The organism is Pseudomonas sp. P4_C4 (assembly GCF_056402055.1).
The window spans coordinates 19,125-41,362 of sequence record NZ_JBFUID010000040.1 but is presented as its reverse complement, the minus strand read 5'-3'; the positions used below and the strand labels follow the sequence as shown (position 1 = coordinate 41,362).

22 protein-coding genes are annotated in these 22,238 nt (G+C 61.0%); 14 read left to right on the top strand and 8 right to left on the bottom strand.

From position 1 onward, the window contains the following. Window positions 1–117 precede the first annotated feature (117 nt). The 3 genes from AC1DXW_RS20455 to AC1DXW_RS20445 are packed head-to-tail and all read left to right on the top strand — an operon-like array spanning window position 118 to window position 2,737. Window positions 118–1,104: an ABC transporter substrate-binding protein gene (locus AC1DXW_RS20455; RefSeq protein WP_477754997.1), complete on the top strand. Its 987-nt coding sequence runs from the start codon at window positions 118–120 to the stop codon at window positions 1,102–1,104. A gap of 8 nt (window positions 1,105–1,112) precedes the next feature. Then, window positions 1,113–1,916, top strand: coding sequence for an ABC transporter permease (locus AC1DXW_RS20450; protein ID WP_007990681.1), 804 nt, complete (start codon window positions 1,113–1,115; stop codon window positions 1,914–1,916). Continuing rightward, a complete protein-coding gene (locus tag AC1DXW_RS20445; protein WP_477754998.1) occupies window positions 1,904–2,737 on the top strand; it encodes an ABC transporter ATP-binding protein in 834 nt (277 codons plus the stop codon). Before AC1DXW_RS20450 ends, AC1DXW_RS20445 begins: the two co-directional genes overlap by 13 nt. 135 nt (window positions 2,738–2,872) lie before the next feature. On the opposite strand, the gene AC1DXW_RS20440 is transcribed toward AC1DXW_RS20445, so the two are convergent. Both AC1DXW_RS20440 and AC1DXW_RS20435 read right to left on the bottom strand, forming a co-directional pair. After that, the gene (locus tag AC1DXW_RS20440) at window positions 2,873–3,952 is read right to left on the bottom strand and encodes an endonuclease/exonuclease/phosphatase family protein (RefSeq protein ID WP_477760374.1); all 1,080 of its coding nucleotides are present in this window, start codon (window positions 3,950–3,952) and stop codon (window positions 2,873–2,875) included. A 66-nt stretch (window positions 3,953–4,018) separates the two neighbouring features. After that, a complete protein-coding gene (locus AC1DXW_RS20435; RefSeq protein ID WP_477755000.1) occupies window positions 4,019–4,693 on the bottom strand; it encodes a YciC family protein in 675 nt (224 codons plus the stop codon). Between the two features lie 179 nt (window positions 4,694–4,872). Between AC1DXW_RS20435 and AC1DXW_RS20430 the strand changes: the two genes are divergently transcribed. The 3 genes from AC1DXW_RS20430 to AC1DXW_RS20420 all read left to right on the top strand — a co-directional run bounded on the left by AC1DXW_RS20430 (window position 4,873) and on the right by AC1DXW_RS20420 (window position 6,893). Further along, on the top strand, window positions 4,873–5,655 hold the full coding sequence (locus tag AC1DXW_RS20430; protein WP_477755001.1) for a DUF2076 domain-containing protein: 783 nt from the start codon (window positions 4,873–4,875) through the stop codon (window positions 5,653–5,655). Window positions 5,656–5,779: 124 nt separating this feature from the next. Beyond that, the gene (locus tag AC1DXW_RS20425) at window positions 5,780–6,259 is read left to right on the top strand and encodes a LabA-like NYN domain-containing protein (protein WP_007990686.1); all 480 of its coding nucleotides are present in this window, start codon (window positions 5,780–5,782) and stop codon (window positions 6,257–6,259) included. A 22-nt stretch (window positions 6,260–6,281) separates the two neighbouring features. Beyond that, on the top strand, window positions 6,282–6,893 hold the full coding sequence (locus AC1DXW_RS20420; RefSeq protein WP_477755002.1) for a 3'-5' exonuclease: 612 nt from the start codon (window positions 6,282–6,284) through the stop codon (window positions 6,891–6,893). A 108-nt stretch (window positions 6,894–7,001) separates the two neighbouring features. On the opposite strand, the gene AC1DXW_RS20415 is transcribed toward AC1DXW_RS20420, so the two are convergent. Continuing rightward, the gene (locus AC1DXW_RS20415) at window positions 7,002–7,454 is read right to left on the bottom strand and encodes an Lrp/AsnC family transcriptional regulator (protein ID WP_477755003.1); all 453 of its coding nucleotides are present in this window, start codon (window positions 7,452–7,454) and stop codon (window positions 7,002–7,004) included. Between the two features lie 165 nt (window positions 7,455–7,619). Here AC1DXW_RS20415 and yedA point away from each other — a divergent pair, with 165 nt between their 5' ends. Both yedA and AC1DXW_RS20405 read left to right on the top strand, forming a co-directional pair. Next, window positions 7,620–8,552, top strand: coding sequence for a drug/metabolite exporter YedA (yedA, locus tag AC1DXW_RS20410; RefSeq protein ID WP_477755004.1), 933 nt, complete (start codon window positions 7,620–7,622; stop codon window positions 8,550–8,552). Between the two features lie 65 nt (window positions 8,553–8,617). Next, window positions 8,618–9,958 carry a DEAD/DEAH box helicase gene (locus tag AC1DXW_RS20405; RefSeq protein WP_477760373.1) on the top strand — a complete coding sequence of 447 codons (1,341 nt, stop codon included), beginning with the start codon at window positions 8,618–8,620 and terminating at the stop codon, window positions 9,956–9,958. A gap of 121 nt (window positions 9,959–10,079) precedes the next feature. Here AC1DXW_RS20405 and AC1DXW_RS20400 read toward each other — a convergent pair whose 3' ends face one another. Continuing rightward, window positions 10,080–11,315, bottom strand: coding sequence for a TIGR03862 family flavoprotein (locus tag AC1DXW_RS20400; protein WP_477755006.1), 1,236 nt, complete (start codon window positions 11,313–11,315; stop codon window positions 10,080–10,082). 282 nt (window positions 11,316–11,597) lie between these two features. Beyond that, on the bottom strand, window positions 11,598–12,518 hold the full coding sequence (locus AC1DXW_RS20395) for a histone deacetylase family protein (RefSeq protein WP_477753950.1): 921 nt from the start codon (window positions 12,516–12,518) through the stop codon (window positions 11,598–11,600). 78 nt (window positions 12,519–12,596) lie between these two features. Between AC1DXW_RS20395 and AC1DXW_RS20390 the strand changes: the two genes are divergently transcribed. From AC1DXW_RS20390 to AC1DXW_RS20380, 3 genes are all read left to right on the top strand, one after another. Further along, complete coding sequence (locus tag AC1DXW_RS20390; RefSeq protein WP_477753949.1) at window positions 12,597–13,166, top strand: GNAT family N-acetyltransferase; 570 nt, start codon at window positions 12,597–12,599, stop codon at window positions 13,164–13,166. Window positions 13,167–13,270: 104 nt separating this feature from the next. Continuing rightward, on the top strand, window positions 13,271–14,140 hold the full coding sequence (gene tesB, locus AC1DXW_RS20385) for an acyl-CoA thioesterase II (protein ID WP_007995359.1): 870 nt from the start codon (window positions 13,271–13,273) through the stop codon (window positions 14,138–14,140). Then, complete coding sequence (locus AC1DXW_RS20380; RefSeq protein WP_008052432.1) at window positions 14,137–14,730, top strand: HAD family hydrolase; 594 nt, start codon at window positions 14,137–14,139, stop codon at window positions 14,728–14,730. Before tesB ends, AC1DXW_RS20380 begins: the two co-directional genes overlap by 4 nt. Before the next feature lie 142 nt (window positions 14,731–14,872). Here the strand turns inward: AC1DXW_RS20380 and AC1DXW_RS20375 are convergent, their stop codons facing one another. Together AC1DXW_RS20375 and ypfJ are read right to left on the bottom strand one after the other, a co-directional pair. After that, a complete protein-coding gene (locus AC1DXW_RS20375) occupies window positions 14,873–15,832 on the bottom strand; it encodes an alpha/beta fold hydrolase (RefSeq protein WP_477753948.1) in 960 nt (319 codons plus the stop codon). Then, window positions 15,833–16,726, bottom strand: a complete 894-nt coding sequence (ypfJ, locus tag AC1DXW_RS20370; protein ID WP_477753947.1) for a KPN_02809 family neutral zinc metallopeptidase — start codon at window positions 16,724–16,726, stop codon at window positions 15,833–15,835. It abuts the gene before it with no gap. 165 nt (window positions 16,727–16,891) lie between these two features. On the opposite strand from ypfJ, the gene AC1DXW_RS20365 reads away from it, so the two are divergent. Next, entirely contained in the window at window positions 16,892–17,668 is a 777-nt protein-coding gene (locus AC1DXW_RS20365) for an IclR family transcriptional regulator (RefSeq protein ID WP_477753946.1), read from the top strand. A 123-nt stretch (window positions 17,669–17,791) separates the two neighbouring features. Next, on the top strand, window positions 17,792–18,676 hold the full coding sequence (locus AC1DXW_RS20360) for a DMT family transporter (protein WP_477753945.1): 885 nt from the start codon (window positions 17,792–17,794) through the stop codon (window positions 18,674–18,676). 24 nt (window positions 18,677–18,700) lie between these two features. On the opposite strand, the gene AC1DXW_RS20355 is transcribed toward AC1DXW_RS20360, so the two are convergent. Next, window positions 18,701–20,038 carry an MFS transporter gene (locus tag AC1DXW_RS20355; protein WP_477753944.1) on the bottom strand — a complete coding sequence of 446 codons (1,338 nt, stop codon included), beginning with the start codon at window positions 20,036–20,038 and terminating at the stop codon, window positions 18,701–18,703. Between the two features lie 282 nt (window positions 20,039–20,320). Between AC1DXW_RS20355 and quiC the strand changes: the two genes are divergently transcribed. Then, window positions 20,321–22,222, top strand: a complete 1,902-nt coding sequence (quiC, locus tag AC1DXW_RS20350; RefSeq protein WP_477753943.1) for a 3-dehydroshikimate dehydratase QuiC — start codon at window positions 20,321–20,323, stop codon at window positions 22,220–22,222. Window positions 22,223–22,238: the final 16 nt, after the last annotated feature.

The following is a 22,238-nucleotide window of genomic DNA, read 5'->3' as shown; positions in this document are numbered from 1 at the left end:
AGCCAGCCCAATGCTGCACGYCGAAGGGTCCATCAGAGACCACAGGCCGCAGCTGCATGAGGGCCGTTGGCCGTACTGCCCATGACAAAACTAAATCAACAGCTTTGGGAGTGCTCCATGATCAAGTCCTTGCTTACCCGCGTTGCCCATCCACTGGCGGTCACCGCCATCGCCGCGACGGTCGCCACTAGCGCCCAGGCCGGCACCCTGTCCATCGGTCATACCACCTGGGTCGGCTACGGTACCCTGTACCTGGCCCAGGACCTTGGCTACTTCAAGGAAAACGGTTTGACCGTCGAATTGCCGGTGGTCGAGGAAGCGGCGATGTACATGGCCGCACAAGCTTCCGGCGAGTTGTCCGGCTCGGCGTCGACCATCGACGAGGTGCTCAAGTATCGCCCGCAATTCTGCTTCAAGGCCGTGGCCGCGCTGGATGACAGCCATGGTGGCGACGGCGTGCTGGTGGGCAAGGACGTCAAGAGCCTGCAAGAGCTCAAGGGCCAGGCCGTGGCGGTAAACGAAGGTTCGACCTCGCAATTCTGGTTGTCGTATCTGCTGAAGAAGAACGGCATGACAATGAGCGACATCACCGTGCAGAACATGACGGCCGACGATGCCGCCACGGCGTTCATCGCCGGTCGCGTACCCGCCGCCGTGACCTGGGAGCCGCACCTGTCGATGGTTCGCGACAAGAAACAGGGCAAGGTGCTGATCGACAGCAGCAGCACACCGGGGGTGATCGTCGACGTGGTCGCACTGAATTGCACTGTGATCGAAAAACAGCCGGAAGACGTCAAGGCCCTGGTGGCCGGTTTGTACAAAGCCGTGCAGTACACCAAGGATCATCCGCAGGAAGCCTACAAAATCATGGCCAAGGGGGTTGGCGGTTATCTGGCCGATCCGAAGGAGCTCGAAGCCGCCGCCCAGGGCGTGCGCTTCTACGATCAGGCCATGAGCGAAAAACTTCTGGGCGCACCGGGCAAGCCGGGTGACAGCGCGCCGCTGATCAAGCTGGCCAACGAGACCGCCAGCGAGCTGCAAGGCAAGCCTTACAACGTCAGCAATGACGACCTGATCGACAACCGCTTCGTCACCCCGCTCTAGGAGGCTGCATGTTCAAGCGCAATTCATGGCTGAGCCGCTGCATCACGCCCAAGACCGGTTTGCCGGTCTCGGTGATCTGGAGCGCGAGCGGCCTGGCCTGGGTGCTGTTGGTCGGCCTGTGGGCCGGCTTGTCCTACGGTGGCGTGGTGCCGGGCATGTTCCTGCCGACGCCGGGCGCGGTGGTCGAGGCCGCCGTGCGCCTGGGGCGCGACGGCACCCTCGGCCAGCATGTGTGGGCCAGTGTCGAAGTGGTGATGGTCGGTTTCATCGTGTCGTCCCTGGTGGCGGTGCCGCTGGGACTGCTGATGGGCAGCTTCCGCATCGTCCAGGCGTTCCTTGAACCACTGGTGAATTTCATTCGCTACCTGCCGGTGACCTCGTTCGTGCCGCTGTTCATCCTGTGGATCGGCATCGGTCTGGAGCAGCGGGTGTCGGTGATCATCTTCGGCGTGTTCTTCCAGCAACTGGTGATGATCGCGGACGTGTCCAAAGGCATCTCCAAGGACCTGATCAATGCCTCCTATACCCTCGGTTCGAACCGTCGTGACGCGGTGCTGCATGTGATCGCCCCGGCGTCCCTGCCGGGCGTGCTCGACACCTTGCGGGTGACCATGGGCTGGGCCTGGACTTACCTGGTGGTGGCTGAACTGGTCGCCGCTTCCAGTGGCCTGGGTTACCTGAGCCTCAAGGCCATGCGTGGCTTTCAGGTGGATGTGATTTTCCTGGCCATCGCGATCATCGGCCTGCTGGGCCTGGTCACCGATCAACTGTTCCGTTTCCTACGCCTGAGGATTACCGCATGGGCTCAGTAACCGCCGCCACTCATCGTTTTACCGCCCCTCAGGCTGCCCCGGTGAACGCGCCACGGCTGCAAGTGGACAAGGTCAGCCTGAGTTACAAGAAGCCCGATGGCGGTACCTTTACCGCGTTGGAGGAAGTGTCGTTCGAGGTGCCGGACCAGCAATTTGCGGTACTGGTGGGGCCTTCGGGTTGCGGGAAGTCGAGCCTGCTATACCTCACCGCCGGCCTGGCCGAACCGACATCAGGCGAGATTTACGTCGGCGGCCAACAGGTGGAAGGCCCCGGTGCGGATCGCGGCATGGTGTTCCAGAGCTACACGCTGTTCCCGTGGCTGACGGTGCGCCAGAACGTCGAGTTCGGCCTCAAGCGGCGCGGCATGCCAGCGGCGCAACGCAAGGACATCGTCGATTACTACGTCAATGAGGTGGGCCTGAGCGGCTTTGCCGACAACTACGCCAAGCAGCTGTCTGGCGGGATGATGCAACGCGTGGCGATTGCCCGGGCGCTGGCGAACGACCCGCAGATCCTGCTGATGGACGAACCCTTCGGCGCCCTCGACAGCCAGACGCGCCTGCAAATGCAGCAGTTGTTGCTGCGGGTGTGGGGCAACAGCAAGAAGACCGTGTTGTTCGTGACTCACGACATCGACGAGGCGATTCTGCTGGGCGATCGGGTCTACGTCATGGGCGCCAGACCTGGCCGGATCAAACAGATATTGGATGTGCCGATTGAGCGTCCACGCAACCTGGACATGGTCATGGAGCGCTCGTTCATCGAGATGAAGCGCGAGATCTTCGGGTTGCTGCATGATGATCTGGAGGAGGTGCATTAAGTCGGGCATACACAGACCCTGTGGGAGCGAGCTTGCTCGCGATGGCGGCGGCACATTCAACACATCTGTGTCTGATGAACCGCTATCGCGAGCAAGCTCGCTCCCACAGGTTATGTGTCTGACTGGAGTGAGGTGTCAGGGTGCAGCCGGCAACAGGAACCGCGCAATCACCGGCAGGTGATCGGAGATGCGCAACGTATCGTCCTGCCGCACCATCGCCTCCACCCGTTTGATCCGCGGGCTGTAGAACAGGTAGTCGACGGTCCGGTCCGGTCCGTTCAGCCCGGGATCGTTCGGGTAATGGGTCAGCCAGCGTTCGCGGTCGATACCACTGGCTTCGTTGTTGCTCGGGATCATCGGGTACTTGTCCCACAGCAGGTGTAGCGGGCTGTCGGCGGAGTAGGGTGCGCGTTGCGCATCGGACAGGCGCCGATACTGGCCCAGGGGTAACAGGTTGAAGTCCCCACCGATCAGCCACGGCGTGCCACGGCTTTCGAGTTTATCGAGGGCCCTGGCCACGGCGGTCACCTGGTTTTGCAAGGTATTGTCAGCTTGGGTGGCGCGGTCCAGATGGGTATTGAGCACTGTTAATTGTCCGCCATCACTCAACGGCAAGTAGCTCACCAGCAAGGCGTCTTTGGGTTTGAATTGGCTGCTGACCGGATTTCCCGAGGCTATGGGCAGTTGCAGCCGTTCGGCATGTTCGATCTGGTAACGGCTCAGGGTCGCCAGTTGCCGGCCGACACTGCCGAAAATGTGCGGGTTCGGCACGAAGTCGGCCTTCCAGTCGAACGCGCTGGTGCCACAGGGATACAAGTCGGCGAGCCGTTCTTGCAGCAGTTTGAACTGGTGCTGGTAATCGCTGGCCTTGGCGCCGTCGTCCAGTTCCTGCAACAGCACGATGTCCGGCTGTTCGTCGCGAATCACCCGCGCCACTTCGTCGAGGCTGAAAGCCATGTCTTCCGCTGTGGGACGTTCGTCGGTACCGGCGGCCAGGTCATTCCAGAACACGTAACGCTTGCCGGCAAGGTACTGGACGTTCCAGGTCATCACCTTCAACGCCTGCCCGGGGACCAGGGTGGGTGCCTGGGCGCTGCAACTGACTGGCAAAACTTCTTTGGCGTCGGGGCGCCAGGTCAGGCTGTAGATCATCACGGCGATCAGGCCGATCACGATCAGCAGTCCCAGCAGGGTGTAGCGCAGTAGACGGGTCATGGCTCGGCTTATTGGCGTTACAAAATTGTTCCCGAGCATACCCGAGAGCGATGGTCGCGCCCAAGGTCAGAGCGAGCTGTCATTTCTTTCAGTCAACGGGTTGATCAGCATGAACAGACGGAACAGCACCACGCTGGTAAACAGCTGCAGGAAACTGTGGGCGCTGTCGATAAGCAGCGAGATCACCGGGTTTTGCGGTTCCGGATACACCGCCAGGGTGGCCCCCTTGAGCAGCCACAACGGCCCCATCACACTCAGGATGCACAGCAGGATGCGCAGAAAATGACCTTTGGTCATGCGCAGGCTTTCCTTCATGGCTGCCAGCGGCGCCAGGCCACGCAACACCAGCAGGTATTCGCCAAATGCCAGGGTCACCATCAGGTAGATACCCGGCAGGAAGTACAGTGACAGGCCCAGCAGAATCAGCACGGTATTGAGCGCCGTCAGCAGGGCGAAGCGTGGCCACAGGCTCGCCGCCGTCGCCAGCAGGTCGCGGTTGCGCGGCGACTCGCCGCGGCTGCGGGCGTCGAGAAACAGAATCAGCGCGGCGGTGTACAGCGGGTACACCAGCAAGCCGACAATCACGCTGATGCCGGGGAAACTGTCCGGCTCCGTGGAGTGGTCGACCACTTGTTGCAGCAGCGCCTCAAGCATCACCAGCGGCAGGCACAGCTGCACGATCTGGCCAAGATTGCGCTTGAAGAAATACAGCGAGTCACGCAGGACATCTAACGGATTCATCAGTGGGTATCGCAGGTAGGAAGCAGTGGCTCACTTTAACCGATCAAGTGCTCGGGGACGCAAACGTAAACGTTCGGTAAAGGTCATTGAAACATCTTGTTTCAGCCTCCATTAAGGTCGAGCACCTTATCCTCAGTGGAAAAGGGCAACGATTTCCCCCGGCAATCTACGAGGTCGCCATGAACAGCGAAGAACAAACCCTGATCGATGGACTGTTTTCCCGGCTGCAACAGGCCGAAACGGACTCAGCCCCGCGCGACGCCCTGGCCGAGGCGCGGATCAAGGAACACCTGACGCGCCAGCCGGCGGCAGGTTATTTCATGACCCAGGCGATTCTGGTGCAAGAGGCGGCGATCAAGAGCCTCGACGAGCAGAACCAGCAACTGACCCGGCAAGTCCAGCAGCTGCAGGCCGAATTGCAACAGGTCAAGGCTCAGGCAGCCCCGGCTCCGGCTCCGAGTAGCGGTGGCTTTTTGTCGAGTATTTTTGGTGGCGCTTCCCGTGATCCACAACCGGCACCCACCCAGAGCGCACCGCCATCGAGCGGTGGCTGGCGTGAGCCGGGACGCTCGTCGTTCGGTTCGCAACCGCCACAGCAGAACTTCGGTGCCCCACAGCAGAACTTTCCACAGCAAGGCTATGCGCCGCAACAGCAGGCTCCGGCAGCGGCCGGCAGCAGTTTCCTCGGTGGTGCGCTGAAAACCGCCGCCGGCGTGGCGGGTGGCGTGATGCTGGCGCAAGGCATCAGCAGCCTGTTCCATCACAATCAGCAACCGGAAGTCGTCGAAGTCATCAAGGAAGAGCCGGCCCAGGTCAATGACCAGGGCAACAATGGCTGGGGCGATGACCAGCGCATGGCCGGTAACGACTCCTACGGCAACGATCAGGGCGGGTTCAGCGACGCCGACTACAGCGATGACAACTCATCGTTCTTCGGCGGCGACGACGATTCCTTCGTCTGACACATATGTGGCAAGGGAGCTTGCTCCCTTGCCACATAGCTGATTATTCGCGGAACAATCCATTGGGCTGGCATACTGGGCGACCTTTCGGGCCTGGTGCCTGATTCAGCCTTGAGGAAAGCCGGTGAAAAAAATCGCAGTGTTCGCCGATGTCCAGAACCTCTACTACACCGTGCGTCAGGCTTATGGTTGCCACTTCAACTACGCCGCACTGTGGGCTGACATCAGCAAACAGGGCGAGATCGTCGAAGCCTACGCCTACGCCATCGACCGTGGCGACAGCAAACAGCAGCAGTTCCAGCAGATCCTGCGCAACCTCGGTTTCACCGTGAAGCTCAAGCCGTACATCCAGCGCAGCGATGGTTCGGCCAAGGGCGACTGGGACGTGGGCATTACTCTCGACATCATGGATGCCGCCGACCATGTCGATGAAATCGTCCTGGCCTCCGGCGATGGTGATTTCGACATGCTGCTGGAACGCATCATCAGCAAGCACGGGGTGCAGGCGGTGGCCTACGGCGTGCCGGGCCTGACGGCGAACTCGCTGATCCGCGCCGCCAGCCGCTACGTGCCGATCGAAGGCGCGTTGCTGCTCAAGAATTGATTTTTACGGAGTTGAACCAGGTTTGGAACGCATAGCAGTCATCGACTTCGAAACCACCGGGATCTCCCCGAGCAGCAGCTGCCGGGCCACGGAAATCGCCGTGGTGATCCTTGAACAGGGGCGCATCGTCGAGCGTTACCAAAGCCTGATGAACGCCGGTGTGCGCGTCCCGGCCTTCATCGAGCAACTCACCGGCATCAGCAACGCCATGCTGCGTACGGCGCCGTCGGCGGAGCAGGTGATGAACGAAGTGAATGAATTCGTCGGCACCACGCCACTGCTGGCGCACAACGCCGCATTCGACCAGAAGTTCTGGGACTTCGAACTGGGGCGAATCAAACGCACCCGCTTGCAGAACTTTGCCTGCTCGCTGCTACTGGCCCGCCGGCTGATGCCCGCCGCGCCGAACCACAAGCTCGGCACCCTCACCACATTCGCCAACTTGCCCCACACCGGCAAGGCCCACCGGGCCATGGCCGATGCCGAGATGGCGGCCAACCTGACGGCGCACCTGGCCGAGGAGTTGCGGCACAAGCATGGCTTGCGCGAGCTGTCCCATGACTTGTTGTGCAAGTTGCAGAAGGTTCCGGCGGCGAAGGTGAACGAACACCTCAAGCGCTATCGCGGTTTTTGAATACACCGCATAACCCCTGTAGGAGCGAGCTTGCTCGCGAAAAAGGTACAGCCGACACTACTTGGCGCCTGAAATACCATCGCGAGCAAGCTCGCTCCTACAGAAAATCTATTTGCCATTGCCTTCGATATGCCCCAGCGGCACCCGCTTCTCGATGGCACTCGACAACACAATCGACGTCTTGCTGAACCCGAACGTTGCGATCCGGTTGATCAGTTCTTCCAGCTCCGGCATCGAGCCCACAGCCGCTTGCATGATCACGCATGGGTCACCCGTCACCCGATGGCATTCGGTCAATTGCGGGATTTTGATCGGGTCGTCGTAGGCTTTCTGGTTGCCGTGCTGGTTCAGGCGCAGTTCGATCACGCACTGGATCGGCAGGCCGAGCTTGGCCATGTCGACCTTTGCCTGATAGCCGGTGATCACACCGCTGGCTTCGAGCTTGGCCACGCGCTCGGCCACGGCGGGGGCGGACAGGTTGACCTTGCGCGCAAGGTCCGCGTAGGACGCGCGACCGTTTTCCAGCAGGGCGCTGAGCAGCATGCGGTCGTACTTATCCATCGGGGGTGACTCCTGATAATGACCGACTTTCGAAAACACGGTTTATAGCGCTTAACTCCGTGTTTTGAAAAGTGTACTGGCGCTTTAAACAGGTTTTGTAACTTATTTTTCGACGCTGGCCTTTCTAGAATAGCCGTTCACTTGTCCTTGCCTGTGAGCTGCCCCATGTCCGGCCTTCGTCGCTTTCCCTTACCCTTGATCGCTGCCTTCTTCGCCTTGTATGTGATTTGGGGCTCGACCTACCTGGTGATCCGCATCGGCGTGGAATATTGGCCGCCACTGCTGCTTGCCGGCATCCGCTTCGTCATCGCCGGAACGTTGATGTACGCCTTCCTGCGCTGGCGAGGGGCACCGGCGCCGACCTGGGCACAGTGGAAGGCCGCCGGGGTTATCGGTGTGTTGCTGCTCGCCTGTGGTAATGGCGCGGTCAGTGTTGCCGAGCACACCGGTGTGGCTTCCGGTGTCGCCGCGTTAGCGGTGGCGACGGTGCCGCTGTTTACCTTGCTCTGCGGCTATTTCTGGGGTGCACGTAATACCCGTCTCGAATGGGCAGGGATCGTGCTCGGGCTGATCGGTATTGCCATGCTCAATCTCGGCTCCAACCTGCAATCGAGCCCGCTGGGCGCGGCCCTGCTGATTTTCGCGGCGGCGACCTGGGCTTTCGGCTCGGTGTGGAGCAAGCATCTGCCATTGCCTCAGGGCGCAATGGCCAGTGCCGTGGAAATGCTGGTGGGCGGCGTGGTGCTGCTGATTGGCAGCGCGGTAAGCGGTGAACACCTGGAAAAGATGCCGCCGATCGAAGGCTGGGCCGCGCTGGCCTACCTGACCGTGTTCGGTTCGATCATTGCCTTCAACGCTTACATGTACCTGTTGAAACACGTGCGCCCGGCGGCGGCTACCAGTTATGCCTACGTCAACCCGGCGGTGGCTGTGTTGCTGGGGATCGTGTTCGTCGGCGAAACCATCGGTATCGAAGAAGCCCTGGCGATGGCGGTAATCATCAGCGCCGTAGTATTGATTGGCCTGCCGCAGTGGCGTCGCACGCCAGCGCGGCCAGTGGTGGCGACGGTAGTACCGACAGAATCCCGTGTGAATTAGGGTAAACTGCGCGCCATTGCACACTCGTTTTGCACAACTGCGCTGAATTTTCCTACGGTACTCCCATGACTTTCGCCACCCTTGGCCTGATCGAACCCTTGCTGCGCTCCCTTGAGACGCTCGGCTACCAGACTCYGACGCCGGTTCAGGCGCAAGCCGTTCCGGCGGTGCTGGCCGGTCGCGACCTGATGGCCGCGGCCCAGACCGGCACCGGCAAGACCGCCGGTTTCGCCCTGCCGCTGTTGCAACTGCTGGCCATGGAAGGGCCGAAAGTCACCGCCAACTCGGTGCGCGCGCTGATCCTGGTGCCGACCCGCGAACTGGCCGAGCAGGTTCACGAAGCCGTGCGCCAGTACGCCGAAAACCTGCCGCTGCGTACTTACGCGGTGTACGGCGGCGTCAGCATCAACCCGCAAATGATGAAACTGCGCAGCGGTGTCGATCTGCTGGTGGCGACCCCGGGCCGCTTGCTCGACCTGTTCCGCCAGAACGCGCTGAAGTTCAACCAGTTGCAGACCCTGGTGCTGGACGAAGCCGACCGCATGCTCGACCTGGGCTTTTCCGAGGAGCTGGCGAACATTTACCGCGCGCTGCCGAAGAAGCGTCAGACGCTGTTGTTCTCCGCGACCTTCTCCGATGACATCCGCCTGCTGGCCGGGCAGATGCTCAACGACCCGCTGAGCATCGAAGTCAGCCCGCGCAACGTCGCGGCCAATACGGTCAAGCAATGGATCGTGACGGTGGACAAGAAGCGCAAGCCGGAACTGTTCGTGCACCTGATGCGCAAGGGCAAGTGGAAGCAGGTGCTGGTGTTCGCCAAGACCCGCAACGGCGTGGACGCGCTGGTGGATAAACTCCAGGGTCTGGGCATCAACGCTGACGGCATCCACGGCGACAAACCCCAGGCGACTCGTCAGCGCGCACTGGACCGCTTCAAGGCGAGTGAAGTGCAGATCCTGGTCGCCACCGATGTGGCGGCCCGTGGCCTGGACATCGAAGACCTGCCGTTGGTGGTCAACTTCGACTTGCCGATCGTCGCCGAAGACTACATCCACCGCATTGGTCGTACTGGCCGCGCGGGTTCGACGGGCGAGGCGATTTCCCTGGTCTGCGCCGATGAAGTGAATCTGCTGTCGGCTATCGAGATGCTGACCCGCCAGACCTTGAAGCGGCAGAACGAGCCGGACTTCGAGCCCGAGCACCGCGTACCGGACACCGATGCCAGTGGCCAGGTCGTCAAGAAGCCGAAGAAACCGAAGAAGCCCAAGGCTTCCGGTGGTGGCGGTGGTAAACGCAATCTGGGTAAGTGGGTGGATAGCGGAGAGGTTGCGCCGGCGGAGCCTTCGATCAAGCCTGTGCGCAAGGTGCCGGTGTTCAATACCGGGCCGCGTAAGCGCAAGCCTTAATAGCTGCAGCGTCGGCTAGACCGCTATCGCGAGCAGGCTCGCTCCTACAGGGGATTTGTGGACAACGCAGACCCCCTGTAGGAGCGAGCTTGCTCGCGATGGGTACGATTGGGTCTTCAGCCTAGCGCCGCAACCACTCCACCATCCCCAACCCGGCCGCTCGCCCACTGGCGAAACACGCGGTCAGCAGATAGCCGCCGGTCGGCGCTTCCCAATCGAGCATTTCCCCGGCGCAAAACACGCCAGGCAGTTGCTTGAGCATCAATCGCTCATCCATCGCCTCGAACAACACACCGCCAGCGCTGCTGATGGCCTCATCCAGTGGACGGGTTTTCACCAGCGTCAGGGGCAATGCCTTGATCGCGTTGGCCAGCAAGGCCATGTCAGCAAAGCAGTCGACGCCGGTCAGTTCACGCAATAGCGCCGCTTTGACCCCATCGATACCCAACTGACTGTGCAGGTGCTTGGCCATGGAGCGCGATCCCCGGGGTTTGCTCAACGCCGCCATAACTTTATCCACAGGCCGGCCCGGCAACAGGTCCAGATGAATCGTTGCCGAACCGTGCCGGTTGATCGCCTCGCGGATCGCTGCCGACAGGGCGTAGATCAGACTGCCCTCGATCCCGGTGGCGGTAATCACACATTCGCCGAGCCGCGGCACGTCATCGTTAAGGCCAATGGCGATGTTTTTCAGCGGCGCGCCAGCGAATTTGCTGACCATCAATTCGCTCCAGGCCTGTACCTCGAAGCCGCAATTACTGGGTTGCAACGGCGCCAGTCCCACGCCGTGTTGCTCCAGCGACAACATCCACGCGCCGTCCGAGCCCAGCCGAGACCAACTGCCGCCACCGAGGGCGAGCAGGGTGGCATCGGCTTGAACGGTCTTTTCGCCTTCCGGGCTGTCGATGCGCAATCCGCCACGCTCGTCCCAACCGAGCCAGCGGTGGCGGGTGTGGATAACTACGCCGCTGTCGCGCAGACGCTTGAGCCAGGCGCGTAGCAGCGGCGCGGCTTTCATGTCGGTGGGGAATACCCGGCCGGAACTGCCGACGAAGGTTTCGATGCCTAGCTCGTGAATCCATTGGCACAGCGCATCGGCACCGAAGCCGCGCAGCAGCGGGGCGATCTGCGGGGCGCGTTCGGCGTAGCGCGAGAGAAACGCCGGGTAGGCTTCAGAGTGAGTGATGTTCATGCCGCCGACGCCGGCCAGGAGGAATTTTCGTCCGACCGAAGGCATGCCGTCGTACAGGTCGACCTTGATCCCGGCCTGGCTCAACACTTCGGCCGCCATCAGACCGGCGGGGCCGCCGCCGATGATGGCGACGTGAGGGGGGAGGGCTGGCGAGGATTGGGTCATGGGGTGCGCTGCGGTCTGACGGGATAAGCCGGGCATTCTACCAGCCCCGTCCCCTGTGGGAGCGAGCTTGCTCGCGATTGCGGTGTGTCAGATACATGGATGTTGGATGTGCCGACGCCATCGCGAGCAAGCTCGCTCCCACAGGGGGGGCGGTGGTGTTAGCTAGTGCTGGTTATAAAACAATCAGTGTTCTGTAGCCTGTACGCAGCATGGGCTGTAGGCCCTTTCACTCAGGTTATCCACAGGCAGTTCCACAGGCATTGTGGGTAAAGCATCCACAGCTCAGTGACAACCTGATGACTGCCAGACGCGTTGCGCAATGTGATGAAGGATGCCGTGACGGCGGGCCAGGGCCTGGCGGTCCTTGCTGTAGCCACCGCCGATTACCCCGACCAGCGGAATGTCGCGACCCAGGCAATGGCGCATCACGCTTTCATCGCGGGCGGCGACGCCTTCGTCTGTCAGCTTCAGATAACCCAGTGCGTCGTCCTTGTGCACATCGACTCCGGCGTCATACAGCACCAGATCCGGTTGGTAGAGCGGCAGCAGGTAGTTGAGTGCATCGTCCACCACCTTCAGGTAGTCGGCATCGCCCATGCCGTTGGGCAGCGCAATGTCCCAGTCGCTTTCGGCCTTGCGTGCGGGAAAGTTCTTCTCGCAGTGCAGGGAAACGGTCACTGCTTCCGGGGTGTTGTGCAAAATTCGTGCAGTCCCGTCGCCCTGATGCACGTCGCAATCGAAGATCAGTACCCGGTTCACCCTTCCACTTTCCAGCAGGTAATGGCTGATCACCGCCAGGTCATTGAAGATGCAGAACCCGGCCGGGTAGTCGTAGTGCGCATGGTGGGTGCCGCCCGCCAGGTGACAGGCCAGGCCATGCTCCAGCGCCTGCTCGGCGGCGAGCAACGAGCCACCGACCGCCCGCACCGTTCGCCGGGCCAGGGCTTCGCTCCAGGGCAGCCCGAGGCGGCGCTGGTCTTCGCGGGATAATTCGCCACTCATGTAGCGTTCGATATACGAAGGGTCATGGGCGAGGGCGAGAATCTCTGCGGGGCATAGATCCGGGCGCAACAGGTCGGCGTCGCGGGTCAGGCCGCTGTCCACCAGGTGATCGCGCAACAGGCGGAACTTGTCCATCGGAAAGCGGTGATCCGCCGGAAACTCGGGGCTGTAGTCTTCGTGATAAATCAGCGGGAGCGGCATGATGATTTCATTCAGGAATGAGAGAAGGATCCTACCAGCGTTGTAGACTTGCGGCATGCAAACGGAGGGCGGGGAGCAATGGAGCCAATACTGGAACTTGAAAGCGCTCGGCTGCTGTTGCGCCAGTGGCGCGATGAAGATTTAGCGGACTTTGCGGCGATGTGTGCCGACCCGCAGGTGATGCGCTATTTCCCGGCAACCTTGAGTCGGCTGGAAAGTGCATCATTGATCGGGCGAATCCGTGGCCATTTCGCCGAGCATGGTTTCGGCCTATGGGCTCTGGAACGCAAGGACACCGGCCAATTCATCGGTTTTACCGGGCTCGGTGTGGTCGGTTTCGACGCGCCTTTCACCCCTGCCACGGAAATCGGCTGGCGCCTGGCCCGCGAGCACTGGGGCCTGGGTTACGCCAGTGAAGCGGCGTGGACCGCTCTGCGCTGCGGGTTCGACCGCTTGCCGCTGAAAGAGGTTGTGGCCTTCACCACGCAAACCAATCTGCCGTCAGAGAAAGTCATGCAGGCCATCGGCATGCACCATGATCCGGAAAATGACTTCGATCACCCGCGACTCGAGGCCGATCATCCGTTGTGTCGGCATGTGCTGTATCGCATCAGTCGCGAACAATGGCTGCAAACCTTGCATGGATAACCTGACACGGACGTTTACAATGGCCTTCATGGGCCCGGTCCAGAAACTGAATCGACCGTTGCAGCCAAGGCTGCGCGGCAATGTGTTGCGTGAGGAGCATCTGAATGAGCCAAGTGTTGGATGATCTGGTCGACCTGCTGACCCTGGAACCGATCGAGGAAAACCTGTTCCGTGGCCGCAGCCAGGATCTGGGTTTTCGCCAGTTGTTCGGTGGGCAGGTGCTCGGCCAGTCGCTGTCGGCGGCCAGTCAGACGGTTGAAGAGGCGCGCCATGTGCATTCGATGCACGGCTATTTCCTGCGTCCGGGCGATGCCGGGCTGCCGGTGGTGTATCAGGTTGACCGGGTGCGTGACGGTGGCAGTTTCAGCACGCGCCGGGTGACGGCGATCCAGAAGGGCCACCCGATCTTCACGTGCAGTGCGTCGTTCCAATACGACGAAGAAGGTTTTCAGCACCAGAGCGAAATGCCGCAAGTGGTCGGTCCGGAAAACCTGCCATCGGAACTGGAAATTACCCAGCAGCGCGCGCACCTGATCCCCGAGAAAATGCGCGAAAAACTGCTGTGCCCGAAGCCGATCGAATTTCGCCCGGTGACCGAGAAGGATCCCTACAACCCGCTACCCTCCGACCCGGTCAAGTACGTCTGGTTCCGCGCCGACGGGGCGTTGGCCGATTCGCCGGCGCTGCATAAGTATTTGCTCGCCTACGCATCGGACTTTGGCTTGTTGACCACCTCGATGCAGCCCCACGGCAAGTCGGTCTGGCACAAGGACATGCAGGTCGCCAGCCTCGATCACGCGTTGTGGTTCCACCAGGATTTGCGTGCCGATGACTGGTTGCTCTACGCGATGGACAGTCCGTGGGCCGGCAACTCCCGTGGATTCTCCCGTGGCAGCGTGTTCAACCGCGCCGGGCAACTGGTGGCCTCGGTCACCCAGGAAGGCTTGATCCGTCATCGCAAGGACTGGGCATGAGCCTGGCCGATGTACGTCACTGGGTGTTCGACATGGACGGTACCCTGACGGTCGCCGTGCACGACTTCGCGGCGATTCGCGTGGCGTTGGCGATCCCTGCCGAACACGACATCCTGACTCACCTCGCCGCACTGCCGGCCGATGAAGCCGCAGCCAAACATGCGTGGCTGCTGGAGCATGAGCGGGACCTGGCCCTCGGTTCGCAACCGGCACCGGGCGCGGTGGAGCTGGTGCGTGAGCTGGCCGGGCGCGGTTATCGCCTGGGCATTCTCACGCGCAATGCCCGGGAGCTGGCGCATGTCACGCTGGAGGCCATTGGCCTGGCCGACTGCTTTGCACTGGAAGATGTGTTGGGTCGCGATGATGCACCACCCAAACCGCATCCGGGCGGGCTGCTGAAACTGGCCGAAGCGTGGAAGGTGCCGGCGAGCGAGATGGTGATGGTCGGTGATTACCGCTTCGATCTCGATTGCGGGCGAGCGGCGGGAGCGCGGACTGTTTTGGTGAATCTGCCGGATAATCCATGGCCGGAATTGACCGATTGGCATGCGGCGGATTGTGTCGAGTTGCGGCAGATGTTGTCGGCTTGACGAATTTGTCGTCTGCTAAATCGCCATCGCGAGCAAGCTCGCTCCCACAATAGGTCTGTGTGGACTCGATATTGAATATCACTAGAGAACCACTGTGGGAGCGAGCTTGCTCGCGATGGCGTCAGATCCGGCACTGCAAAACCTACTGCCCAAACAAAGCCTTCTGCCCCTCCGGCGAGGTAAACATCCCATCTCCGTCATGCCCGACTCCAGGCACTTCAATCAGTTGCTGCTTCAACCCTTGCGGTTGCAGCCGCTTCAGATAATCGAAGTAAAAACGCCCGCGGGCCAATCGATACGGCCCTTGCGCCTTGGCCTCGCAGCTCTTGTCCAGCGCCGGATGATTCGGGTCGGTGTCCTGCTGGCCCAGTAGATAAACGATGTCACGCGTGAGGTACTTTTCCTGCAGTTGTGCGAGAGTTTGTCCTTCGGCGTAGGCGGGCAAATCCGTCAGCCCATATTTCCAGCGATTGAATTGCGGGCAACCCGCGTGGCTGAACGCCACTGGCCGGCGCTCATCGAAATAGGCGTAGGACGACGGATTGGCGATCACGTATCGCACCTGCACGCCTGCTGCTTCAAGGGCTGGTTGATCGTGGCCGAGCAATGCATAGCGCTGAACCACCTGCGCGCCGCCGGAGTGCCCGGCGATGACGATTTGCTTCACATCCGGAAACTGCTGGCGGTCACCCAGGCGGGCGATGATTTCGTCGAGCGCGGCGTAGGAACTCAGCCGAAACGGTGCCGTGGATTCGCCGCCAGCCATCCATTCATTGCCTTGCCAGCGCAAAACCGTGTCGGCCACCGGATGGACCGCAACGTCGGTTTCATTGAGAAACTGCGGGGCGATCACCAGGGTCGTTGCACTTTGTCCGGCCAGTTCGGCCGCGTGCTCACCGCTCTGCAGATAGGTTTGCGCATTGCGCAAGCGACCGTGGAGGATGATCAGCACCCGTTCGATTTTTGCCGGGGCGGGGCTGATGCCCACCGCGATTTCACCTGATTTCAACAGCAGGCGCCCTGAGCTGAGCTCCTTGACCTCATGCTCGGCGGCCTGGGACGTTGCGCAAGTAAACAGAACAACCAACAACCAATTCTTCATTTACAGATTTTTCGCCGCAAAGGTATCGCACTGGCCAACCTGGCCTTGGGCGAAACCGGTTTTGAACCAGCGCACCCGTTGCGCCGACGTACCATGGGTGAACGAGTCCGGGACCACGCGGCCCTGACCCTGTTGCTGCAAACGATCGTCGCCGATGGCGTTCGCTGCGTTCAGTGCTTCTTCGATGTCGCCCGGTTCCAGCCAGTTCAGGCGCTTCTGCGCATTGTTGGCCCAGACGCCGGCCAGGCAATCGGCTTGCAGTTCCTGACGAACCAGCAAACCACCGTCGCCCTCCATCTGCCGACCCTGCTGGCGCGCTGCCTGAATTTTCGCGGAAACCCCAAGCAGGGTCTGTACATGGTGTCCGACTTCGTGAGCGATCACGTAGGCCTGGGCGAAGTCGCCTGCGGCGGAAAAGCGTTGGGACATTTCCTGGAAGAACGCCATGTCCAGGTAGACTTTCTGGTCCGCCGGGCAATAGAACGGGCCGGTCGCCGAGGTGGCCAGGCCGCAGGCCGAATTCACGCGGTTGCTGAACAGCACCAGGGTCGGGTCTTTGTATTGGCGGCCAGCCTGCTGGAAAATCGCACCCCAGGTGTCCTCAGTATCGCCGAGGATCGAACGAACGAACTCCGCGCTTTCATCATTGACCGGCGGTGCCTTGCGACTCTGGTTGGTAGCGGGCGCCGTTTGCTGGCCCATTTGCCCGGTCAGTTGTCCGAGGATTTGCAACGGATCCTGGCCGGTGATCCAGCCGATGCCGACGATCAGGAGGATTGCCGTCAGGCTCAGGCCCTTGCCACCGCCGAAGCGCATCCCACCACCGCCACTGCCGACATCATCGCCACGGGCATCGACCACGTTGTCACTGCGTCGGCCTTTTTTCCATAGCATGCGGGAATCCTCTTTTGTTCCGGGTAAAGAGCCGTGCGATGAGTGTTGCTGCGAATTGAGAGCCGCGCCAGTCCGATAGTCAGACTGCCGGTTGTGCGACTGGTTCCAATTTTGCTTCGTGGGGCTTCTCTTCTAGAATCAGCCAAATTTTGTTTGGGACCTACCATGGCCGGCAGTCAGATCGAACGTGTCTTCAGCGTGCTGGAAAGCCTGACCGGTGAACCGCAGGGTCTGCCGATGCAGACGTTGGCCGAGCAATTGGAAATCCCTAAAAGCGCGACTCATCGGTTGCTCGCCGAACTGATTCGCCTGGGTTACGTGCGGCAGAATCCGGACAACCTGCGCTATCACCTGTCGACCAAGCTGGTGGCCATGGGCTTTCGATACCTGTCCGGCAGCGGTGCGGATATCGTTCAGCCGGTGCTTGATCGACTGGCCGGGGAAACCGGTGAACTGGTGCGTCTGGGGGTGATTCAGGGTGAACGGCAGGTCTGGATCGCCAAGTCCCAGGGTGCCCGCTCGGGCCTGCGCTACGACCCGGACATGGGGCGTGATGCGCCTTTGTTCTACACGGCTTCCGGGCATGCGTGGCTGGCGTGCATGAGCGATGCCGAGGCGCTGTCGCTGGTCGAGCGGCAAGGAGGCGGATTGCCTCGGGACATCGGGCCTAATGCACCGCGTTCGAATATTGAACTGCTGGAGCGCTTGCGTCTGGCGCGGGAGCAAGGCTACGCCTGGGTCGAGGAAAGTTCGGCGGTGGGCACCTCGGCGATTGCCGCCGTGGTACGTCATCCACTGGATGGCCGGGTGATTGGCGTGCTCAGTATTGCCGGGCCAAGCGCGCGAATGCCCGGTGCGCGCTTGCATGAGTTGGCGTCGACCTTGTTGAAGTACGCCGAAGAGCTTTCGCTGGCGAGCCAGGCGTCAGAGTTGTTCAGTTGAGCGTGATGTCTGCTTGAATAGAGTGTGCGGTATTCGCACACTTTCTTGAGTCATTGATGTCATAAAGTGGAACTGGGTTCTAAATTATTCAAGTCTCGCCTCAACCCATAAAAGGACTTCGTCTTGACGTCGCCCAGCAGCACCCCGCTTTCCGGCGTCAATCAGCCCTTCAAAGGGATCCTGCTGATCGTTGTCGCGACCTTCCTGTTTTCCAGCCACGACGCCTTTTCCAAATATCTCTCGGGTTTCTATCCCATTGTCATGGTGGTCTGGGCGCGTTACGTGGTTCACACCTTGCTGATGGCCGGGATTTTCCTGCCGCAATCCGGGCTGCGAGTGCTGCGTACCAAACGGCCATTGCTTCAGCTGATCCGGGCGCTGTGCCTGCTGGGTACCAGTCTGTTTTTCACCACAGGCTTGATGTACATCCCGCTGGCCGAGGCTACGTCGGTCAACTTCCTCGCTCCGGTGCTGGTCACCGCGTTGTCGGTGCCGCTGCTGAAGGAGCGGGTGACACGAGGGCAATGGCTGGCGGTGATTTTCGGTTTTAGCGGGGTGCTGATCATCGTTCACCCCGGCGGTGATCTGTTTACCCCGGCGGTGTTGCTGCCATTCTGCTCGGCGCTGTTTTTCTGCTTCTATCAACTGCTGACGCGCAAGCTCAGCGAGATCGACAGCCCGACCACCAGCAACTTCTTCGCAGGCTTGTGCAACACGCTGGTGATGAGTGCGCTGGTGCCGTTCTTCTGGCAGACGCCAAACCTGATGCATGGCGCGATGATGCTGGCGCTGGGGGCCTGCGGGATGACGGCCCACCTGTTCCTGACCCAGGCTTTCCGCCTCGCGGCACCGGCACTGCTGGCACCGTTCAGCTATTGCCAGATCATCTTCGCCGGCCTGCTGGGCTGGCTGCTGTTTTCCCATACGCCGACACTGACCACCCTGCTCGGCATTGCGGTGATTTGCTGCAGCGGGTTGGCAGCGGCCTGGCAACAAAGCCGCCGCTAAAAAACCTGTGAGGGTGATGATGTTTTAGTCGGTGACGGTAGGAATCTTGCGCGGTGCCATGAAGTACATCCAGGTCAGCGCAATGAAGTACATCGCCGGAATCATGGTGAACAGCACGGTGTAGTTGTTGTTGGTGACGGTCAGGATGTGGCCGACCAGCTGGGTCATGAACATCCCGCCAATCGCCGCACACATGCCGCCGAAGCCGAACACCGTACTCATCATGTGCTTGGGCGTGTAGTCCATCACCAGGCTCCAGATGTTCGCGGTCCAGGCCTGGTGTGCGCCGATGGCCAGGGAGATGGCGAACACCGCGACCCACAGGTTGCTGGAACCGGCGGCCATGATCACGCCGATGATGCAGCAGGCGAACAGGAACATGGACATCAGTCGCGCCTTGATCGGGTTGACTCCGCGACCGATCAGGAACGAGGAGAGGATGCCGCCGCCAACGCTACCGAAGTCGGCAGTGAGGTAGATGATGATCAGCGGGATACCCATCTGGGTGACGTTGATGCCCAGATTGTATTGCTGGTTGAGGAACGGCGGCAGCCAGTACAGGTAGAACCAGAACACCGGCGCCGTCATCGAATAGGCGAGGGCGAAGGCCCAGGTGCCGCGCATGCGCAGGATTTTCGAGAACGGCACGCGGGTTTGTTCCGGTTCGACTTCGTTCTGGATGTAGTCCAGCTCCGACTGTTTGACGCTCGGGTGATCTTCCGGGTTGAAGTACTTCAGGCCCCAGAACAGCAGCCAGATCCCGCCCAGTGCCGACATGCACAGGAACGCGGCTTGCCAGCCCCAGACGTGCAGGATCAGTGGCAGCAGCATCGGCGTGAACATCGCGCCGACGTTGGTGCCGGCGTTAAAGATACCGGTGGCCACGGCGCGCTCGCCGGCCGGGAACCACAGGCGTGTGGTTTTCACGCAAGCCGGGTAGTTCGCTGCTTCGGTCAGGCCGAGGATGAAGCGACAAACCATGAAGCCGACCGCCGAAGTGGCCAGACCGTGGGCGCCGGTCGCCAGGCTCCAGAGCAGTACGGCGCAGAAGAACACGCGCTTGACGCCGACCCGGTCGATCAACCGGCCCTGCAGAACGAACCCGATGGCGTAACCCACCTGGAACCAGAAGTTGATGTTGGCGTAATCCATCGCCGTCCAGCTCATCTCCTTGGCCAGGATGGGCTGCATCACGCCCAGGGCGGCGCGGTCGATGTAGTTCAGGGTGGTGGCGAAAAACACCAGCGCCAGCATGCCCCAACGGGTTTTGCCGACCGCCATGGCGCCGCGGATTTTGTCGCCGATGCCACCGGCAGTGACGTTCATGGCCGGAGCCATGCGAGAGCTTTGGGAAGGAATCATGTGTACCACCCGTTTTTTGAATTTGTTATTTGGTGTTTTGGACATCGCGGCCGGTGCTGCGTGTCCGGACTTAATGTGGGGACGATGTTGGGCAGTGGACAAAAAATCGTCAATTCGTCAACCACCATTTTGTTCGATAATCGAACACAAAACTAACTGGGTAGTACACTTTGAATTGCTGTGTAAGTCTGTCAGCCCAATAATTCTCGCAAGACAAACGCTACCCACGTAATAAAGCGTGCAACGCCCCCTAACAAGATTGCCTCCACCGGGAGCCGAAATATGCAGCGTTCCATTGCCACCGTATCCTTGAGCGGTACCCTGCCGGAAAAACTCGAAGCCATTGCTGCCGCCGGTTTCGACGGCGTCGAGATTTTCGAGAACGACCTTCTCTACTACGACGGTAGTCCACGGGAAATTAAACAGATGTGCGCCGATCTCGGGATCGCCATCACCCTGTTTCAACCGTTCCGTGATTTCGAAGGCTGTCGGCGAGATCGGCTGTCGCGCAATCTGGAACGCGCCGAGCGCAAGTTCGACCTGATGCAGGAGCTGGGCACTGACCTGGTGCTGGTGTGCAGCAACGCCTCGGCCGAGTCCATCGGTGATGAACGGATTCTGGTCGATGACTTGCGCCTGCTGGCCGAACGCGCCGGGGCACGCGGCCTGCGCATCGGTTACGAAGCGCTGGCCTGGGGCCGGCATGTGAACACCTGGCAACAGGTGTGGAACATCGTGCGGCAGGCCGATCACCCAAGCCTTGGTGTGTTGCTGGACAGCTTTCACACCTTGTCGCTCAAGGGCGATGCGAGCGCTATCGCCGAGATTCCCGGGGACAAGATTTTCTTCGTGCAAATGGCTGACGCGCCGATCCTGGCCATGGACGTGCTGGAGTGGAGTCGGCATTTTCGTTGCTTCCCGGGCCAGGGCGAATTCGACCTGCCGGGGTTCCTCGCGCCGATCATCAAGAGCGGGTACACCGGGCCTTTGTCGCTGGAGATCTTCAACGACGGTTTCCGCGCCGCGCCGCCACGAGCCAACGCCGCCGACGGCTTGCGCTCGTTGTTGTACCTGGAGGAGAAAACCCGCGAGCGTCTGGCCCGGGAAGCCAGGCCTGCGACCAACCCCGAAATTCTGTTCGAAACGCCCAAGGCCAGCGAGTACAACGGCATCGAGTTTCTGGAGTTTGCCGTGGACGAAAGCCTCGGCGCCAAACTCTCCCATTGGCTGGAACGGCTAGGGTTCGCCAAGGTCGGGCAGCATCGCTCCAAGAGCGTCAGCCTGCTGCGTCAGGGCGATATCAATCTGATCCTCAACACCGAACCTTACTCGTTCGGTCACAGTTTCTTTGAGGCGCACGGCCCTTCGTTGTGCGCCACCGCCGTGCGGGTCAAGGACAGTGCCAGCGCGCTGGCCCGAGCCGTGGCCTACAAGGGCCAGCCCTATCGCGGACTGGTCGGCCCCAATGAACTGGAACTGGCGGCGGTGCGTGCGCCGGATGGTAGCCTGATCTATCTGGTGGACCAGGATGCCGACGTCTACGGCACCGACTTCAATCTGTACCCGCAAGCGCCGGCCAGCGGCGGCCTCAAACGCATCGACCACATGGCCATGGCGCTGCCGGCCGACAGCCTCGACAGCTGGGTGCTGTTCTATAAGAGCCTGCTGGATTTCGAGGCGGACGATGAAGTCGTGCTGCCCGATCCTTATGGTCTGGTGAAGAGCCGTGCCTTGCGCAGTCGCGACAGTTCGATCCGCCTGCCGCTGAATATTTCCGAAAATCGTAACACTGCGATCTCACACGCGCTGTCGAGTTATCGCGGCTCCGGTGTGCATCACATCGCGTTTGATTGTGATGACATCTTTGCCCAGGTCAGCCGTGCAAAAGAGGCGGGCGTGCCGCTGCTGGATATCCCGCTCAACTACTACGATGACCTGGCGGCGCGGTTCGATTTCGACGACGAGTTCCTCAGCGAGCTGGCCTACTACAACGTGCTGTACGACCGCGACGCCCAGGGCGGTGAGCTGTTTCATGTGTACACCGAGCCGTTCGAGGGGCGATTCTTCTTCGAGATCATCCAGCGTAAAAACGGTTATGCCGGCTACGGCGCGGCCAACGTGGCGGTGCGGCTGGCGGCCATGGCCAAATCCCGTAGCGGCGCATTGCGCCAGGCGAAGTTGTAGGGAATTCGTAAACGCG

Excerpts from the sequence above, each read along its gene's own strand:
- AC1DXW_RS20355 (WP_477753944.1), bottom strand. The coding sequence starts at position 20,038 with ATGATTCCTTCCCAAAGCTCTCGCATGGCTCCGGCCATGAACGTCACT.
- quiC (WP_477753943.1), top strand. The coding sequence starts at position 20,321 with ATGCAGCGTTCCATTGCCACCGTATCCTTGAGCGGTACCCTGCCGGAA.
- AC1DXW_RS20440 (WP_477760374.1), bottom strand. The coding sequence starts at position 3,952 with ATGACCCGTCTACTGCGCTACACCCTGCTGGGACTGCTGATCGTGATC.
- AC1DXW_RS20430 (WP_477755001.1), top strand. The coding sequence starts at position 4,873 with ATGAACAGCGAAGAACAAACCCTGATCGATGGACTGTTTTCCCGGCTG.
- AC1DXW_RS20365 (WP_477753946.1), top strand. The coding sequence starts at position 16,892 with ATGGCCGGCAGTCAGATCGAACGTGTCTTCAGCGTGCTGGAAAGCCTG.
- AC1DXW_RS20450 (WP_007990681.1), top strand. The coding sequence starts at position 1,113 with ATGTTCAAGCGCAATTCATGGCTGAGCCGCTGCATCACGCCCAAGACC.
- AC1DXW_RS20455 (WP_477754997.1), top strand. The coding sequence starts at position 118 with ATGATCAAGTCCTTGCTTACCCGCGTTGCCCATCCACTGGCGGTCACC.
- yedA (WP_477755004.1), top strand. The coding sequence starts at position 7,620 with ATGTCCGGCCTTCGTCGCTTTCCCTTACCCTTGATCGCTGCCTTCTTC.
- AC1DXW_RS20380 (WP_008052432.1), top strand. The coding sequence starts at position 14,137 with ATGAGCCTGGCCGATGTACGTCACTGGGTGTTCGACATGGACGGTACC.
- AC1DXW_RS20445 (WP_477754998.1), top strand. The coding sequence starts at position 1,904 with ATGGGCTCAGTAACCGCCGCCACTCATCGTTTTACCGCCCCTCAGGCT.
- AC1DXW_RS20435 (WP_477755000.1), bottom strand. The coding sequence starts at position 4,693 with ATGAATCCGTTAGATGTCCTGCGTGACTCGCTGTATTTCTTCAAGCGC.
- AC1DXW_RS20395 (WP_477753950.1), bottom strand. The coding sequence starts at position 12,518 with ATGCCGCTCCCGCTGATTTATCACGAAGACTACAGCCCCGAGTTTCCG.
- ypfJ (WP_477753947.1), bottom strand. The coding sequence starts at position 16,726 with ATGCTATGGAAAAAAGGCCGACGCAGTGACAACGTGGTCGATGCCCGT.
- AC1DXW_RS20415 (WP_477755003.1), bottom strand. The coding sequence starts at position 7,454 with ATGGATAAGTACGACCGCATGCTGCTCAGCGCCCTGCTGGAAAACGGT.
- AC1DXW_RS20390 (WP_477753949.1), top strand. The coding sequence starts at position 12,597 with ATGGAGCCAATACTGGAACTTGAAAGCGCTCGGCTGCTGTTGCGCCAG.
- AC1DXW_RS20375 (WP_477753948.1), bottom strand. The coding sequence starts at position 15,832 with ATGAAGAATTGGTTGTTGGTTGTTCTGTTTACTTGCGCAACGTCCCAG.
- tesB (WP_007995359.1), top strand. The coding sequence starts at position 13,271 with ATGAGCCAAGTGTTGGATGATCTGGTCGACCTGCTGACCCTGGAACCG.
- AC1DXW_RS20400 (WP_477755006.1), bottom strand. The coding sequence starts at position 11,315 with ATGACCCAATCCTCGCCAGCCCTCCCCCCTCACGTCGCCATCATCGGC.